The organism is Flavobacterium weaverense (assembly GCF_003688495.1).
Classification (GTDB): domain Bacteria; phylum Bacteroidota; class Bacteroidia; order Flavobacteriales; family Flavobacteriaceae; genus Flavobacterium; species Flavobacterium weaverense.
This window is the reverse complement of record NZ_REFH01000009.1, coordinates 632,215-650,054: the sequence shown is the minus strand read 5'-3', so window position 1 is coordinate 650,054 and position 17,840 is coordinate 632,215. Positions and strand designations below refer to the sequence as shown.

Below are 17,840 nucleotides of genomic sequence, written 5' to 3'. Positions count from 1 at the left end.
TATAACTTTTACGTTTTCATGGGAATAGTATTAAATCAATCTTTAAAGAATACAATAATAACTTATTTAGGCTTTGGGATTGGAGCCATAAACACACTTTATCTTTATCCAGTTCTTCTTGGGGCTACCTTTTACGGTTTAACAAATTACATTACTTCGTGTGCAAATGTTATTATGCCCTTGTTTGCTATCGGTATGCAAAACACATTAGTTAAGTTTTATTCACAATACGAAACGCAAGAGGAAAAGTCTAGATTTCTATCATTTACAGTGCTTTTTCCATTAGTGGTAATCGTTCCCATGTTGTTAGTTTCACTATATTTTTATGATGAGATTTTATTCTTTCTTTCGAAAAAAAATGAAATCGTAAAAAACTATGTATGGTTGATTCCTTTCATAGGACTTTGTATGGCATATTTCGAAATTTTTTACGCTTGGGCAAGAGTTCACATGCATTCTGTTTTTGGTAATTTTATCAAGGAAGTTGGACTTCGATTATTTTCACTACTACTTTTAATAGCTGTTTATTTTGAATATCTGAGCGTAGAAGGATTTGTTTACGCGACAGCAGCTTTATATCTTCTAGCATTTTTAGTTACTATGTTTTATGCTTTTCATATTGAAAAACCAACTTTTCAATTTTCAATGCCTAAGAATACTAAAGAAATATTAACCTACACTTTCTACATTATTTTGTCAGGTAGTGTGGCTAATTTATTGTTAGATGGTGATAAAATAATGTTGAATCAGTATATGATTATTGATAATATTGCTTTCTATTCTATTGCAACATTTATAGCATTAGTAATATCAGTTCCAAGTAGGGCAATGCATCAAATTGTCTATCCTATCACCGCTAAACTGATGCACGATAACAAATTTGAAGAGTTAAATGTGCTGTACAAAAAGACATCTATTAATCTACAAGTTGTAGGTGGATACGTGATGCTTGGCATCTTTGTAAATATCAATCAGCTTTACGAAATGGTTCCGAAAGAGTATAGCGGCGGAATATTAGTTGTATTCATGATTGGGATTTCAAAATACTTTGACCTAATTTTAGGAAATAATAATGCTATTATATTTAATACAAAGTACTATCGCGCAGTGCTTTTTCTTGGAGTACTTTTAGTTGCAGTTGCTATTGGTTTAAATATGGTATTTATTCCTATGTATGGCATAATGGGTTGCGCTTTTGCCACGCTTTTGTCGATTACTCTGTACAGCTTAGCAAAGTTGCTATTTGTTGTTAAGCGACTTCATTTATATCCTTTTACACGGGAAACAATTCACTCTTTAGTTATTACATTTATTTTATTCATATCTTTTTATTTCTGGGAGTTTCCTTTTTCTCCGATAATTGCGATAACATGTAAATCTATACTAATAACTGTTGTATACACTTACGTCAATTACAAGTTCGTTATTTCTACAGAGATTAATAATGCTATTGATTTGGTTTTAGCTAAAGTGAAGAAATTCTTTTAGTCTTAAGTAATTGAGCTAAATATCACTAAAAGTGGGTATTGTAAGATTCTAAATTTGCTATTAATTTTGCTATTGCTTTTTTCAAGCAGTAATCCCAAATAATACATATTAATTATCTTGAATAAAATGAATAGCAACAAAAGTAAAATTGATGCAGATTTAGCAAAGTTTTCATCTATTCTAAATAAAAAAACGAACAATGGTTTTGTAGTTTTAGAACGAAATGATAAATTACCTTATGCTATTTTGATGAAAAGTAAGAAGAAAGTAGATCACATTTCTAACTTTTTTATATTCTGCGCGACTCTTGGATTATGGTCTATCGCTTGGATTTACATCTCTCAAGTTTCTTCTAAAGCTAAGAAAATACTTATTGCAATAGATGAAGATGGAAATGCCTTTGAAGAAAAGTGTTTTTAATTTACATTTGCAAAATTAAAAACAACTTCAACCATCAATTATGAAAAAAATTTTACTCTCACTTTCAATAATTTTATTGAGTTCTGTTGCTACTTTTTCGCAGTCGACTGCTACAGAATCAGGTAACGGCTCGATCGCTGTAAACAACGATTTTGGTTTACCTAAAAAAAATAATGTAAAACTTAGTTTGACAAGTTTAGTTTTTAAAAACTTTCAATTACAGTATGAAAGAAGTTTAACCAAAAGAATTGGAGTTGTAATGGGTTATAGTTTTATTCCAAAAGGTGGTTTGCCGTTCCAAAGCCAAATTGAAGATTTAACGTCTGGCGATTCTGAATCGAAAGATATGTTTACAAATGCCGAATTAGGTTATACTGCTTTCACGCCTGAGGTTCGTTTTTATTTAGGGAAAGGCTATGGTAAAGGTTTTTATATTGCACCGTTTTACAGACATATTAAATATGACATATCTAATGTAAATTTTACTTATAATAGCGACTTCGGAGCTAAAGAAGATATTGATTTGGGTGGTAAAATTTTAGCTAATACTTTTGGTGTACAATTTGGAGCTCAATTTAATTTAGGTAAAAATTTAATATTAGACTGGTGGATTGTAGGTCCGCATTACGGAACTTCTAAAGGAGATTTAGTAGGAACTACAAGCAGATTACTTACTCCCAATGAGCAAGCAGCGCTTCAAAGAGAGTTAGATGACGTCGAACTTCCTTTATCAGATGTTAAAGTTGAGGTTAATGCAACTGGTGCAAAAATAAATATAAGTGGACCATGGGGAGGAATTCGTAGTGGTGTCAGCTTAGGATATAGATTCTAAAAAATAACTAAGTAAGTAAAAAGGGCCGATAAATTAATTATCGGCCCTTTTTTTATTTCTTCAAAACATTTTTTAAATAGGCTCCAGTTACGGACTTCTTATTTTTCATAACGTCCTCTGGCGTTCCAACAGCAAGCAATTTCCCGCCATTTTCTCCACCTTCTGGGCCTAAATCTATTAACCAGTCGGCACATTTTATAAGATCAAGATTATGTTCGATAACGATTATGGAGTGACCTTTTTCTATTAAAGCATCAAAAGAAGTTAGCAGTTTCTTTATATCATGAAAATGTAATCCCGTTGTTGGTTCGTCAAAAACGAAAAGTGCCTTATCCTTAGTAGCGCCTTTTACCAGAAAAGAAGCAAGCTTAATTCGTTGTGCTTCCCCACCAGAAAGTGTAGATGAAGATTGTCCTAATTGTACATATCCTAGTCCTACATCTTGTAGCGGCTGCAACTTCTGAATTATTTTGGCTTGTTTATGAGCATTAAAAAATGCGATCGCATCATCAACGGTCATCGTTAAAATATCGTGAATGTTTTTACCTTCAAATGCTACTTCAAGAACTTCTTTTTTAAATCGTTTTCCATTACAAGTTTCACAAGGTAGTTGAACATCAGCCATAAAGACCATTTCTACATTTATGGATCCTTCTCCTTTGCATGTTTCGCATCGACCACCATCCACGTTAAAGGAAAAGTGTTTTGCTTGATAGCCTCTTATTTTCGAAAGTTTCTCTCTTGCATACAATTCTCTAATATCATCGTAGGCTTTAATATAAGTTACTGGATTAGACCTTGAACTGCGACCAATAGGATTCTGATCAACGTATTCAATATGCTTTATTTGTGAAAATGAACCTGTCATTTCGGTAAATTGTCCTGCTTTTTCTCCTATATTTTCAAGCTTTTTCTGCATCGCTGGAAATAATATCTTCTTAACAAGCGTACTTTTTCCACTTCCTGAAACACCAGTAATAACTGTTAAAACGTCTAGCGGAAAAGTAACATCAATATTTTGAAGATTATTTTCTCGTGCTCCTTTTATCTCAATATAATTTTTGAATGCTCTTCTTTTCTTAGGAACTGAAATTTCTAAATCTCCATTTAAATATTTGGCTGTAAGAGAAGTTGATTTTAAAATTTCAGCGTAAGTTCCTTGTGCAACTAAATTCCCTCCTAGAGTTCCTGCTTCAGGTCCGATATCTATAATCATGTCAGCGGCTTTCATGATATCTTCATCGTGTTCAACAACAATTACAGTGTTCCCCAAATCTCGTAAAGAAATCAGTACTTTTATTAGGCGCTCTGTATCTTTTGGGTGTAAACCAATACTTGGTTCATCCAAGATATACATCGATCCAACTAAGCTACTTCCAAGTGAAGTTGCTAAATTAATTCTTTGTGACTCTCCTCCAGAAAGTGTTGCTGAATTTCTATTTAAGGTGAGATAATCTAAACCAACTTCAGTTAAAAAAGATAATCTATTATTGATTTCTAATAATAGACGTTTCGCAATTTGTTTCTCGTAAGCGTCCAATTCTATACCATCAAAAAACCGAACTAAATGCTTAATAGGTAAATCAACTAAGTCAGAAACTGTTTTCGAATTGATTTTCACATAAGAAGCTTCTACTCGTAAACGCTTGCCTTTACAAGAGTAGCATTTCGTTTTTCCTCGATATCGAGAAAGCATTACTCGATTTTGTATTTTATAGTTTTTCTCCTCTAATTCTTTAAAAAAAGCATTTAAACCTTGGAAATATTCATTTCCAGTCCAAATCAATTCTTTTTGATCTTCTGATAATTGAAAAAAAGGTTTGTGTATTGGGAAATCGAACTTGTATGCTTTATTCACTAATTCGTCTCTAAACCAACTCATGCTTTCGCCTCGCCATGGGAAAATAGCATTTTCAAAAACGGATAGTGTAGTATTTGGAACTACTAATTCAGCATCTATTCCTATTATATTTCCGTATCCTTCACAAACAGGACATGCTCCATAAGGATTATTGAAGCTAAATAAATGAACGTTAGGCTCTAGGAAAGTCATTCCGTCTAACTCAAAGTTATTAGAGTAAGTGAACTTTTCATCAGAGTCTAATTCTTTTAAATAACAAATTCCTTTTCCTTCAAAAAAAGCTGTTTGAACTGCATCCGCAAGACGATTATAAAATTCTTCTTCCTTCTTGACGACAATACGGTCTACAATTAGTAAAATTTCTTTTTTGCTTAATGAAGCAGGTAAATCGTCTAAACGAATCATTTCGTTATTGACTAATATTCTAGCAAAACCTTGCTGCAAGAGTACTTTTAATTTATCTTCTAACTTTCGACCTTCTTCTAAATGAATAGGAGCGAGGAGCAACCACTTACTATCTAGTGGTAAAGATTTCACCTCATTGACAACATCTGTTACAGTATTTTTTTTAACCTCCCGACCAGAAATTGGCGAATAAGTGCGTCCAATTCTAGCAAAAAGTAATTTGATGTAATCGTATATTTCTGTAGAAGTTCCTACAGTAGAGCGAGCGTTGGTAGTATTCACCTTTTGTTCAATAGCGATCGCTGGAGCAATTCCTTTTATATATTCTACTTTTGGTTTATCTAATCTGCCAAGGAACTGTCTCGCATAAGAAGATAAACTTTCAACATAACGACGTTGTCCTTCAGCATACAAAGTATCGAAAGCTAAACTTGATTTTCCTGAACCGGAGAGACCCGTAATAACTACTAATTTATTTCTAGGAATAGCAACATCTACGTTCTTTAAGTTGTGTACTTGCGCTCCTTTTATGATTATATTTTTCTTTGGATCTAATTTTGAAAGGTCAACTTGCATAAAAATATTAATTTTTACAAAAGTAATCAATTTCTAACAGACAAGTAGAACTGAACAACTCACAAATAATGTTTAAAAACGTATTGCGATCCTGTAGATGAAGTAGCTTTTTTTTCGAACTTTAAATCTTAAGCCACTCTTGCTTCATTATGGTAATTATGATGTAAACAATTGATTTTTAGCTTTTATTGTAAATGCTACAAATTGAAATTTATTGATTCTTGAATTAGAGTATATTAGAAGCCTTGTAATATTGAAGGAATAATTTGGCTTGTATTAAGAGAGACCTGTATTCGTAGATAATTATAAGAAGTTAGTTCAGTATTACTTAGAATGTGGTCAGGTATTTGATTGTTATTAAGTGAGTCAATAGTTGTACATTAAAATAAATATGATATTAGAATAGAAATTTTAACAAATTTTAAACTTCATATGTTAATTTTTCATATTTTTATTTGTGTTTACAAACTATATTTAGTTAAATTTGACCACTTATTAACCTAAACAGCTATTAGCCTATATTATAAAACTACTTTTTAGAGCAATCTACCAATTTTAATTAAAAACTAAAAAGTATCAATATGGTTAATATACAACTTCCAGACGCGTCATTAGTTAAGGAATATGTCGCTGGTAATGAAGATGCCTTAGCTAAACTAATAAAAAGGCATGAATCTAAGATTTACGGCTTCATCTATTCTAAAATTCCAGATCGCGATATAACTAACGATATTTTTCAAGATACTTTTATTAAAGTTATAAAAACTTTAAAATCAAATTCTTATAATGAAGAAGGTAAGTTTCTACCTTGGGTAATGCGTATTTCGCATAACTTAGTTGTTGATCATTATCGAAAGTCAAAAAAAATGCCTTTGTTCAGGGAAACTGAAGAGTTTTCTATTTTCTCAATCATGTCAGATGATTCAATGACCATTGAAAATCGAATTATTGCCGACCAAGTAGAGTTAGACCTTAAAAAGCTAATAGAGGAACTTCCCGCAGATCAAAGGGAAGTTTTAGTGATGCGAATGTATCAAGATATGAGTTTTAAAGAAATTTCTGAATGTACGGGAGTAAGTATCAACACAGCCCTAGGAAGAATGCGATATGCTTTAATGAATTTGAGAAAAGTCATTGATAAGCACCAAATTATTTTGACCAATTAACAATATACTCAATCTTGCTACGTTGTAATATAAAAACAAATACTACAACGATATGGCAAAAATTTACTCTAAAAAATCATTGGTTTCTCAGACAATGAAACCAAGTGAAGAAACTCTTTCATTTTTATTAAATTACTCTAAAGCGCTTAGCATTGTGAGAATTAAAAATGTAGATATCGAAATTATCTCTAACTAAAGAAAATTTAGAGGTATGCTTTTTAATTTTTCTGGATATTCCAAAAAAAATCCCAATGTTCGCTTAATGCACAATGGGATTTTTTGATTTAATTACTTCTTTATTTTATTGTAATAGCTATCAAGGACAGTTTTTCTACCCACCGTTTTTGTTATAATATCCTTCTCTAAATCCCAACCTCGAGCTGGTGAATATTCCCTACCGTACCATATAATTTGTAGATGTAAATCATTCCATATTTCCTCTGGAAAAATTCTTTTGGCATCTTTTTCAGTCTGAACTACATTTTTACCATTTGTTAAATTCCAGCGATACATCAAGCGGTGAATATGAGTGTCAACAGGAAAAGCAGGAACTCCAAAAGCTTGTGACATTACAACACTAGCAGTTTTGTGTCCCACAGCTGGTAATTCTTCTAAAAATTCAAAACTTTGAGGAACTTTTCCATCGTGCTTATCAATTAAAATATGTGATAATCCGTGAATACCCTTTGACTTCATTGGTGATAAACCGCATGGTCGAATAATTTCTTTAATTTCCTCCACAGACATTTTTATCATATCATATGGATTGTCAGCCTTAGCAAATAATAATGGTGTAATTTGATTAACGCGAACATCAGTGCACTGAGCTGACAATAAAACAGCAATTAGCAAAGTGTAAGGATCTTTGTGATCCAGCGGCACCGGTATAGTGGGATATAATTCTTTTAACGTATTTATAACAAAAGTAACCCGTTCCTGTTTGTTCATTTTTGTATTTTTATAAATGTAAAAATAGTTTAATTTTTATTTAGTGCCTAATCCAGCTATTCGTTACAAGTCCTCCTTAAAAAACTTTTTTTCTACGTTTATAAAGGAGCTTCCTAGCGGTCGCTCTTTTTAAACAAGAAAAAATAATTTTTTTAAGTCCGGGCTTTTGCCTTCTATCTGGGGCAGAATGTATAAATTTAACCAAAACTCAATAGCAATAACAATACTTTTCAACCAATTAATAAGAGATATGACAACATTAAAAAAAGGGGATAAAGCACCTAATTTTTCAGGATTTGATCAAGACGGAAATTCACATTCGTTAGCAGATTATACTGGTAAAAAATTAGTGGTTTTCTTTTATCCAAAAGCTAGTACACCAGGATGTACAGCCGAAGCTTGTGATTTGAGAGATAATTTTGAGCGTTTTCAAGCTAATAATTATGAATTAATAGGTGTAAGTGCCGACTCGGCTAAAGCGCAACTAAAATTTAAGGAGAAATATGAATTTCCTTTCCCTTTATTAGCGGATGAAGATAAATCAGTTATTGAAGCTTTTGGAGTTTGGGGCCCAAAAAAGTTCATGGGAAAAGAATATGATGGAATTCACAGAACTACTTTCGTAATTGATGAAAACGGAATCATTGATGAAGTTATTGAAAAAGTAAAAACTAAAGAGCATGCAAATCAGATCTTAAAATAAAACTATTTATTTAAATTAATTGCTAAAAGTTATACTAATTATTCAAGCGTTTTAACCTATGTGGTTTTTAAAACCGCATAGGTTTTAATTTGATATTTAGTTAAGTAATAAACTAATTGTTGATTATTATCACTTGATAATCTTATGTTTTATTTCATCAGCAGTCATTAGTGACCTTGCAAGCGTCTAAACTAAATTGCTCTGTTATTTCTAGGGTATAAGCTGGCCAACTAAATATTATTTTTCTTATTTTTCAATGTGCCAGGTTTTAAAGATTCTATTTAGTAATTGAGGTCAATTCATTTTTAACATTTCTTCTCAATTGAAAAGACATCAGTAAACCAAAAAAAACAGCAGAAGATATAAACTTTATTAATTGAAAATCTTTGCCATCGTAGAAATCAAAAGCTGCGCTGAGAACGCTAAATCCTAAACCTAAAGTTAGTATATATTTAATTATTGATAGTATTCTAGTTTTCATAAGACTTACTGTTTATAAAGATGATAGTTGAGATTTTCAAAATATTGTAAAATCTTTAACTGCTCCTGCAATTCCGACTTTTGTAATTCAAATCTATTTACACGCTAGTATCTATAATATTTTTATAGTTAACACTAATTTACAAGTTGAATTTTATTAAAACTTAACCAATTCTACTCTTCTATTTATTGCTTTGTTTGCTTCACTTTCATTATTAACTAATGGTTTCTTAGCTCCATAACCTATGGCTTTTAATCTTATTTTGTCAATTCCATTTTTAACTAATTCGTTTAAAACTGTATTAGCACGATCTAAAGATAGTTGCTTATTTTTAGTTGCAATTCCAGAGTTACCTGTTTGACCTTCAATTGATAATTTAAGTTTTTGATTTGATTTTAACAGTAGGATGATTTCTTCTACTATTGTTTTACCATCGGATTTAAGTGATGCTTTGTCGGTGTCAAAATTGATGTTTAAAATAGATTTACCATTTAAATCAAGATCAGTTTTCATCTGATTTGCATTGATTTTAGTGACTGCTAGTGTTTTTAAGTTGGCTTTTTCAAGTATTGTTATTCTGCCGCTCTCATCGTTCATTACATAATACTGAACCCATACTTCCCTATCTTTCGTTTTTATTATATACCTTTTTATGTCATCTAGCATATTAAAATCAAAAGAATATCCGTAATGTTTTTCAATTAATTCCTTATTTCCAATTCTTTCAATTTCAGATTTCGGTATCGTAACATCATTTACTTTCACTCCTCCTAATGCTGAAATCGCTTCTTCGTAGCTTGTACCAACGATAAGACTATTGAATCGTTTTCCGTCGCTTCGGTCTTTTTCTATATTTACTTTAAAGCTTTTTCCTTTAACTTGAATTAGCTTGCCATTAACTGCAAAATATTCTTTATCAAAATCCCGAATATCGTTTGGACTTGTCTGTTTCTCATATCCATAAGTGTATGTTTCTGGCGGATTTAAATAGGGGAAAAAGCCAATATCAGCAGTTGATTCTTGAATGCAATTAATTCAAAATCCTGAATTGCAGTTGTTCCCGTTGAATTGGATAATGTGTCTGTAGTTTGTGATTGCTTTGTGGAATTTTGCTCTGCGTTTTCTTTATCTGCCTATTTATTACAAGATAAAACAAGTAAAGTAATTGCTATAGTTAAAAACGTTTTCTTCATTTAATTTCTATTAATTTCATTCAAATTGATGTAACCTCGATTCCTATTTCTGGGAAATTCTTTCTCTTCTATGTAAGGTATTAAAATAGAATCATTTCCGTTAGCAAAATATAGGTTTGCTGTTATTGATTAATTCATTTCAAAATTCTCAAAGAAAGTGGCAATGCTTTTTTGTGTTGGTATCGATTACTCATTCGTTTTAGAATAAATTTCTATACGTGTCTTGCCCCAGACAGCAGCGGCAGCCCTGATTGAATAGCCATGTTGTTACGGAAGTAGTAAAGCGACCAAAGGAAGCTCTTGCTGCGACCTCGTAAAACAAGGTTATGAGTGAAGGATATAGCGTAATGCTGGAATAGGCCTTAGAAATGAAAAAAGCCAAGAAAGTAAAATGTACTTCTTGGCTTCTCTATTTTGAAATTAGCAATGATAGCTTTTATTTTAGTTTACTTCTTTCAGAACTTTATTTGGTTCAAATCCAAAGAGTTGGTGCTCTTTTATGATTTCTGCAATACCTGCGGGAAGCATTATTTCCCAACCCGGTTTACCATTGTTAATCATATTCAATACTTCACGAGAAAACACATCTAGAATAGCTGCGTCGTAGTCATCAATGTCGACCACTTTTCCATTAAACTTGAAGAATTTATATAATTCTTTCATCCTAGGATGAACTTTTAAATTTTCAGAAGTTATTATTTCTCCGTCTTCTCCTATCATTGGATATAAAAATACTTTCATATCACGGTAGAATAATTTTCCAAAAGCTTCCAGAATACCACCACTTAAATGACGGTAATATTTCTCATCAAATATGTCTACTAAATTGTTTACGCCCATGGCTAATCCCATTCTCGCCTTAGTATAATTAGAGAAGTATTCCACAACTTTATAATATTCTTGGAAATTAGAAATCATTACGGTTTGTCCCAACGAGCACAGAAGCTCCGCGCGATCCATGAAATCTCTTTCGTCAATTTCGCCATCTGAACGAAGGTTTGAAAGTGTAATTTCGAAAACAACTAAGGTGTTTTCTTTCTCAACTTTATTTTCATTCAGGAACATCTTTAACGACTTCTCATACATATCCATGTTCACCTTAGTTACTGGACGGAAACTTCCTCTAAAAGCAAGGATGTTCTTTTTATATAAAATCGCCGCAGGCAAAATGTTTTTTCCATCAGGATTAAACATAACTGCATCAGTCATTCCGTTTTTAACAAGTTGTAAACTCATTAAACGATTGTCGACATCAGCAAATCTTGGTCCTGAGAAGTTTATGGTATCAATTTCTAGTTGGTCTTTATCTAAGTGATCGTATAAGTAACGCAATAAACGTTTAGGATCATTGTATTTATAGAATGCTCCATATATTAAATTTACACCAAGAATACCAAGAGTTTCTTGTTGCAAACGAACGTCTGTTTCCTTAAAACGTATGTGAAGCATGATTTCATTGTAATCCTCGTCTGGCTCTATTTGGTAACTGATACCAACCCATCCGTGACCTTTAAACTGTTTAGCAAAATCTATCGTAGCGACAGTATTTGCATAACTAAAAAACATTTTATTAGGATGTTTTTCTCTGCTTAAACGTTGCTCAATTAAATTTACTTCATGAGACAGCATTTTTTTTAATCGGCTTTCGGTCACGTAACGTCCATCTTCCTCTATTCCGTAAACAGCATCACTAAAATCCTTGTCATAAGCTGACATTGCCTTTGCAATTGTATTAGAAGAACCTCCAGCTCTAAAAAAATGCCTTACAGTTTCTTGTCCTGCTCCAATTTCTGCAAAAGTTCCATAAATGTTCTCATTCAGATTGATACGGAGTGCTTTATCGTTTACCGAAGGGATTTGTTCGATGATTCGATCCCCTTTTAATTTTATTTCTGTGTCCATTTTTATTTAATATGGCTAATATGTTGCAAAGTTAATGAAATAGGCTTCTAAAGAAAGAGAATTAACCCTATTTTTGTAAATAAAAACAAGAGCGTTGAAGGTATATTTTTTAGGAACTGGTACGTCACAAGGTATTCCCGTTATAGGGAGTAATCATCCAGTATGTAAAAGTAGCGACCTAAAAGATAAAAGGCTGAGAGTCTCAATATGGATTTCTTGGGAAAACCATTCCTTTATTATTGACTGTGGACCAGATTTTAGACAACAAATGTTGATCTCTAATTGTCCCAAAGTAGATGGAATTTTGTTTACACACGAACATTCAGATCACACTGCAGGAATTGACGATATCAGACCTTTCAATTTTAAGCAAGGTGAGATTCCTATCTTTGGTCACCAGCGCGTAATTGATAATCTTCGACGACGTTTTGAATACGTTTTTGCAACAGTTAATAAATATCCGGGAGCACCTTCTATTGCCACCATAGAAGTCAAAAACAATTTGCCATTTTTCATTGGAAATAAAACGGCCATTCCAATAAATGTTATGCATGGTACTCTACAAGTTTTTGGTTATAGAATTGATGATTTTGCTTATTTGACTGATGTAAAAACTATTGAAGAAAGTGAGGTTTTGAAACTTAAAAATTTAAAAGTTCTTGTTATAAATGCTTTGCGAGAAGAAGCTCATGACATGCATTTTAATTTGCAAGAAGCGCTAGATTTCATAACTTTGGTCCAGCCAGAGAAGGCTTATCTCACACACATCAGTCATATAATGGGATTTCATGAAGAGGTTCAAAAAAAGCTTCCTAGTAACGTATTCCTTGCATATGATAATTTAGAAATTATTATATAATTCCATTAAAAAAATGAAAAAATCTTTATTCCTTTATCTTACTATTCTTGCCGTACTGACAACGCTTTTCACTTATATGTTTTTAAGTAAAGAAGTTAAATTTCAAGAAGAACGATATAAGCGAACTACGACTAAGTTGAGAGATAGTATCGATCTTGTTACCACTAAATTAGCCGATGCTAATTATTTTTCTTTAGAAAATAATGACAACGCACAAAATTATTTTGATTCTTCTAATGATTCTAAATCAGTAAAATATCAAGAACTAATTCCTGTCGTTACTGAAAAGCTTTTAGATTACAACTCAAATCCAAAGGGCAATCCGTACACGGGTCAAGACCAAATAGGTGCGAATAAATTCATTATTAATAAAGTGAAAATATTGAATCACAGATGGATTATCGCTGATTATAGCGATGGAGAAATTTGGGGAGAAGTTTTGTTGAAATATTTTGTCAATGAAGACAAAACGATAGCTTTTGAAGTGAATCAGTCTTTACTATATCAAAAGCATAATTAGATTTTATAAAGTTCAATCGCAGTAATCAGAAATTGAGATCTGAAAACTGCGATTGATTCTTCTACTTTTGGTTCACTAACCAATTTTTAAAATCGTAAAAATTTTGCGGTGCAACTCCGTGACCTATTGGATACTCCTTGTAAGTAACAGCCACGCCGAGGTTTTCTAAAATAGCAGGCGTTTTTCGTGCCCACTCTACTGGAATTACTTGATCTACTGTTCCGTGCGAAGCAAATATTCTTAAATTTGATAAGGTATTTTTTAGGTAGTCATCCGCAACGATGTCTAGATTTAAGTATCCACTCATCGCAACAACTTGCTGTACTTTTTCTGGATAGGATAATGCCACTGCATAACTTAATATTGATCCTTGGCTAAAGCCAATTAATGATACATTACTAGCATCAATAGGATAATTATGAACTAATTCATCAATGAATTTAGCAATCAAATCTCTTGAAGTTTTAGCTTGTTCGTTATCTGAAAATTTATTTTGATCTGCATCAAAGTTTATTGCGTACCAAGCATAACTTCCATATTGCATATCATAAGGCGCGCGCGCTGAAATAATATAATATTCTTCTGGTAATTCTTCTGCAAACGAGAATAAATCAGCTTCATTGCTGCCGTAACCGTGTAAAAGTAATAGAAGTGGATTTTTATCTAATTTTACTTTTGGTTCACGAATTTTGTATTCTAAAGATAATTTCATTTTTGTATTTTTTTATAATCTCAAGCAATATTTTAGAGTTGAGAAAGATAAGAGACTTTGAAGTTAAAATTTAAGATATGCTTGAAAGCCACTTTTGAAAATATTTCCCTAATAATGGAACTGGTTTTGTTTCCCCTTTTATTGCGCTTGTAATTCCGTAAGACCATAGCACAAGTACGAAAATCCACATTGGTGCAGAAATCATCATGCTATCAAAATTACTGATAACTAGTCCTAATGATATGAAGGTTAAAGTGATTCCTAGACCTTGTCTGATATGAAATGAAGCAAATGCATTCTTGTCTTCTGAATTCATTGACATGGCAATAAACACACCTATTCCTAAAATGTAACTAGTAATAGCTGCCGTTTTTCCTGTTTCTATAGTTTCGTTCATTTTTTATGCTAAAATTAATTGTCCTTGGTTTAAAATACCATGAACTTTTCCTTGTATTTCTGTTCCCAGAAAAGCTGAATTTTTCGATTTTGAAAGTATATTCGCTTTTGTAAAAATACTTTTTGATTTTGGATTAAATAAAGTGATATTTGCTTTTGACCCTTCATTAATCGTTTGAATTTCGATTCCAAACCTTGCTTTTCCGGAAGTTAATTTATCAATCACTAATTCTAGTGGTAAAACAGTCATTAATGCACCAAAAGCGCTTTCAAGACCAATTGTCCCATTTTTAGCACCGTCAAACTCCATTTTTTTATGCTCGATATCGATAGGATTATGATCTGAAGTAATCATGTCTATTGTGCCATCTTTTATACCTTTCAGCAACGCTTTTCTATCCGAGTCTGTTCGCAGAGGTGGTGAAACTTTAAATCGTGTATCAAAACCCTCTAATTTTTCATCTGTCAGGACAAGATGATGTACCGCAACACTACAACTTATGTTCAATCCATTGGATTTAGCGTCTTTAATAAGTTGCACTGATTTTTTTGTAGAGACCGTTGGAATATGTAGTTTTCCTCCCGTATATTCGAGTAAAAATAAATTTCTTGCAATTTGTAGTTCTTCTGCTAAATTTGGATTTCCTTTTAGTCCTAATCTTGTAGAAACAATTCCTTCGTTAGCTACGCCATTTCCTTTAATATTTTCATCCTGCGAAAAAGCGATAGTCAGTCCATCAAAATCTTGAACGTATTGTAAAGCGATTTTAAGAAGATTAGCATTGTCTAAACTTTTATTATAATCTCCAAAAGCAATTGCACCTGCCTTTTTCATGTCATATAATTCCGCCATATCTTTACCTGCGCTCTCCTTAGTCAAGGCACCGATAGGATAAAGTTGAGTTGCAAATCCTGAAGCTTTGTTTAAAACAAAATTTACTTGCGACTGATTATCAATAATAGGGTAGGAATTAGGTTGTAATGCTATTGCTGTAAAACCACTTTTTGCTGCCGTTGAAAGTCCGTTTGAAATAGTTTCACGATCTTCAAAACCTGGTTCGCCTAGCGATACGCTACTGTCAAACCAACCTTGTGAGACATGTAGATTATCAAATTTCAATTCTTCTACAGCTTCAGAATTTGGAAGCGATGTCCCTATTTTTTCTATCAAACCATCAACAATTAAAATATCTACAGTCTTGTTGTGAAAAGGACTTTGAGAATCAATAATTTTGGCGTCTCTGATGATTAGCTTCATATTTAATTTTTAATTATTTGAACTTCGTTATTTATTTCACGAATCTTATAATTGCCATTTCTATAATTAGAAATAACAGTGCAAATATAACAAACCATTTCCAAATTTGATTATCCGTTCGGTCCGTTTGTAACTTGTCGAATAACGATTTGATAGATTCAACCGTTTTGTAGTTTGATAAAAGATTTTGAGAACTCAAAGTCAAATTACTTTCTGATCTATCGTAGTTATAGCTAATATTTTCTATTTTTTCTTTTTTATTAAAAATAGTATAATTCCCAGCTTGAGTAGGACTGTCATTAAAAATCATTTTTACCTTATTGGTTAAAATTTGCTGCAGCGGAATGAATTCGTTTTCATCTCCTTTTACCACTAAAATATCATCTTTATTAAGGGTGACGGTAGTCACGTGGGAATTACTATTTCCTACTATTAGAGCATTCACACCACTATTTTGATTCTGCATAGCCAACTTATAGAAAGTGGGTACAATAAGAGGTGATTGCAGGAAATTTGAATTCTCGATATTAAAAGGGGCTGAGAAAACTGCAATTTGTCCAATTCCATTATTAATTGAGGTTAAAAAAGTGCTTTGATCCTCGTATGACAATATTGCCGGAGTTGTATTTGTCAATGAAAATGATTTGTTAGTTTTTGGATATTGGAAATTAACAACTTTCTTCTCAAAAACGTTGCTGTAAATTGGATGATCGAAATTAATTTTCGTTATCAATTTTTCTTTATTTTCTAATGAATTAAATTTTAGATTACCAAAATTAGACAGCAAGGAATTTAAATTTGAAATCGAGCATAGCGCTGAAGGAATTACAATAAGGTTTCCTCCTTTCTTTATAAAAGATATTAAAGTAGTAATTAATGCTTGCGGAATATCATCTACTTCATTCAAAACTATAACATCTTGCTCTTCTAGTTTATTATAGTCTAAAGAGATTAACGTACTACTTTCAAATGTGAATTCATCAGCAGTATAAATACGGCTGAGAAAATTATTTTTTACAGCTTCCCCAATGCTTATAACATTAACTTTCTTTGGCTTAGAGATGCTGAAGTAGTATTTATTATCATAAGGAAGGCCGTTGTCTTCAATCGAGGCATAACCGTGAAAATCAGTTTTTGGAATAGTAAAGTTGATATTTTTCTTTGAATTTTCTAAAGTGACAGTCGTCTTGGCAATTAATGATTTGTTATTGTAGAGCGAAATAGGCGTCGGTTCAAAATTATCACCGTATCCTGATAATTGGATACTAATTTCGTAAAAATTATCTAATGTCTTTTGAATAAATACGCTGTCGATTGAAACATTATTTTTAGGAACTGCTTTTTCGATAATAAACGTAGCAAAGTTTTTATCATCGATATTTTTTAATTGTTTTTGGTCGATGCCAATACCATCTGTTATGATTACGATGTCTTTTTTGAAAGCGGTTTTATGTGCTTTCAGTTTGGCCATTATATTATCTAATTTAAAAGGGCTTGCGCTGTACTGTAAATTCTGTAGTTCGTTGCGAATTGATTTAATATCAGTATTCCAATAATTTTCTGAATTTGTAATTAAGGAGAAATTTACGTTTTCTGGAGTTTCTTCAAGTAATTCTTGTACAGCTCTTTTTAGTAATTCCCCTTTTTTTCCTTTTGCTTGCATACTAAATGAGTTATCTAGTATAATATACAATTCATTGCTTGCGTTTTTACTGTCTTTAGATTCAAAAAACGGTTGCGCAAACGCTACTATGATACAAAATAGTAATAGTAGGCGCGAGGCTAGAAGTAACCACTTTTTTATTCTTGAACTTTTTCTACTTTGAATGGAAAGTGCTTTCAAAAAACGAACGTTGGTGAAGTATTCTTTTTTGAAACGTCTTAATTGGAATAAGTGCACCAGAATTGGAACAATTAGTGCGAAAAGAAAATATAAAATTTCGGGATGTTTAAAATGCATTCTGAGTTTGTATTAACTTCTCTGATTCATAATTTGAATGAATCTTATTGAATTATATCAGCCAAAAATACAAATTTGTTTATAGTTTTAGATTAAGTTGTTATAAATTTTCAAACTATAGACTATTTGATTTTCTATCTAAATATAATGTTTATTTTAG

General features: G+C 31.9%; 17 protein-coding genes. 8 read left to right on the top strand and 9 right to left on the bottom strand.

The genetic code is table 11. From position 1 onward, the window contains the following. The first annotated feature begins 18 nt into the window (after positions 1-18). The 3 genes from BC961_RS09550 (at position 19) to BC961_RS09540 (ending at position 2,740) form a co-directional block, all read left to right on the top strand. On the top strand, positions 19-1,488 hold the full coding sequence (locus tag BC961_RS09550) for a lipopolysaccharide biosynthesis protein (protein ID WP_121925610.1): 1,470 nt from the start codon (positions 19-21) through the stop codon (positions 1,486-1,488). A 126-nt stretch (positions 1,489-1,614) separates the two neighbouring features. Continuing rightward, a complete protein-coding gene (locus BC961_RS09545) occupies positions 1,615-1,908 on the top strand; it encodes a hypothetical protein (protein WP_121925709.1) in 294 nt (97 codons plus the stop codon). Positions 1,909-1,948: 40 nt separating this feature from the next. Next, positions 1,949-2,740, top strand: a complete 792-nt coding sequence (locus BC961_RS09540; RefSeq protein WP_121925609.1) for a DUF3575 domain-containing protein — start codon at positions 1,949-1,951, stop codon at positions 2,738-2,740. A 52-nt stretch (positions 2,741-2,792) separates the two neighbouring features. Here BC961_RS09540 and uvrA read toward each other — a convergent pair whose 3' ends face one another. Beyond that, complete coding sequence (uvrA, locus tag BC961_RS09535; protein ID WP_121925608.1) at positions 2,793-5,582, bottom strand: excinuclease ABC subunit UvrA; 2,790 nt, start codon at positions 5,580-5,582, stop codon at positions 2,793-2,795. A gap of 581 nt (positions 5,583-6,163) precedes the next feature. On the opposite strand from uvrA, the gene BC961_RS09530 reads away from it, so the two are divergent. Both BC961_RS09530 and BC961_RS14730 read left to right on the top strand, forming a co-directional pair. Beyond that, a complete protein-coding gene (locus tag BC961_RS09530) occupies positions 6,164-6,748 on the top strand; it encodes an RNA polymerase sigma factor (protein ID WP_121925607.1) in 585 nt (194 codons plus the stop codon). 52 nt (positions 6,749-6,800) lie between these two features. Then, the gene (locus BC961_RS14730; RefSeq protein ID WP_170151304.1) at positions 6,801-6,944 is read left to right on the top strand and encodes a hypothetical protein; all 144 of its coding nucleotides are present in this window, start codon (positions 6,801-6,803) and stop codon (positions 6,942-6,944) included. A 92-nt stretch (positions 6,945-7,036) separates the two neighbouring features. On the opposite strand, the gene BC961_RS09525 is transcribed toward BC961_RS14730, so the two are convergent. Next, the gene (locus BC961_RS09525; protein WP_121925606.1) at positions 7,037-7,696 is read right to left on the bottom strand and encodes an endonuclease III domain-containing protein; all 660 of its coding nucleotides are present in this window, start codon (positions 7,694-7,696) and stop codon (positions 7,037-7,039) included. 250 nt (positions 7,697-7,946) lie between these two features. Between BC961_RS09525 and bcp the strand changes: the two genes are divergently transcribed. After that, a complete protein-coding gene (gene bcp, locus BC961_RS09520; RefSeq protein WP_121925708.1) occupies positions 7,947-8,399 on the top strand; it encodes a thioredoxin-dependent thiol peroxidase in 453 nt (150 codons plus the stop codon). 277 nt (positions 8,400-8,676) lie between these two features. Here bcp and BC961_RS09515 read toward each other — a convergent pair whose 3' ends face one another. The 3 genes from BC961_RS09515 to BC961_RS09505 form a co-directional block, all read right to left on the bottom strand. Beyond that, the gene (locus BC961_RS09515; protein ID WP_121925605.1) at positions 8,677-8,880 is read right to left on the bottom strand and encodes a hypothetical protein; all 204 of its coding nucleotides are present in this window, start codon (positions 8,878-8,880) and stop codon (positions 8,677-8,679) included. Positions 8,881-9,036: 156 nt separating this feature from the next. Beyond that, complete coding sequence (locus BC961_RS09510; RefSeq protein ID WP_121925604.1) at positions 9,037-9,645, bottom strand: OmpA family protein; 609 nt, start codon at positions 9,643-9,645, stop codon at positions 9,037-9,039. Between the two features lie 869 nt (positions 9,646-10,514). Beyond that, positions 10,515-11,975: a TonB-dependent receptor gene (locus BC961_RS09505; protein WP_121925603.1), complete on the bottom strand. Its 1,461-nt coding sequence runs from the start codon at positions 11,973-11,975 to the stop codon at positions 10,515-10,517. Positions 11,976-12,069: 94 nt separating this feature from the next. On the opposite strand from BC961_RS09505, the gene BC961_RS09500 reads away from it, so the two are divergent. Continuing rightward, complete coding sequence (locus BC961_RS09500; RefSeq protein ID WP_121925602.1) at positions 12,070-12,834, top strand: MBL fold metallo-hydrolase; 765 nt, start codon at positions 12,070-12,072, stop codon at positions 12,832-12,834. A 13-nt stretch (positions 12,835-12,847) separates the two neighbouring features. Then, on the top strand, positions 12,848-13,354 hold the full coding sequence (locus BC961_RS09495) for a hypothetical protein (protein ID WP_121925601.1): 507 nt from the start codon (positions 12,848-12,850) through the stop codon (positions 13,352-13,354). 61 nt (positions 13,355-13,415) lie between these two features. Here BC961_RS09495 and BC961_RS09490 read toward each other — a convergent pair whose 3' ends face one another. The 4 genes from BC961_RS09490 to BC961_RS09475 form a co-directional block, all read right to left on the bottom strand. After that, a complete protein-coding gene (locus BC961_RS09490; protein WP_121925600.1) occupies positions 13,416-14,066 on the bottom strand; it encodes an alpha/beta hydrolase in 651 nt (216 codons plus the stop codon). A 70-nt stretch (positions 14,067-14,136) separates the two neighbouring features. Next, positions 14,137-14,463, bottom strand: coding sequence for a hypothetical protein (locus BC961_RS09485; protein ID WP_121925599.1), 327 nt, complete (start codon positions 14,461-14,463; stop codon positions 14,137-14,139). Between the two features lie 3 nt (positions 14,464-14,466). After that, positions 14,467-15,720, bottom strand: a complete 1,254-nt coding sequence (locus BC961_RS09480; RefSeq protein WP_121925598.1) for a dihydroorotase — start codon at positions 15,718-15,720, stop codon at positions 14,467-14,469. A 31-nt stretch (positions 15,721-15,751) separates the two neighbouring features. Next, positions 15,752-17,680: a vWA domain-containing protein gene (locus BC961_RS09475; protein WP_121925597.1), complete on the bottom strand. Its 1,929-nt coding sequence runs from the start codon at positions 17,678-17,680 to the stop codon at positions 15,752-15,754. Between the last annotated feature and the right edge of the window lie 160 nt (positions 17,681-17,840).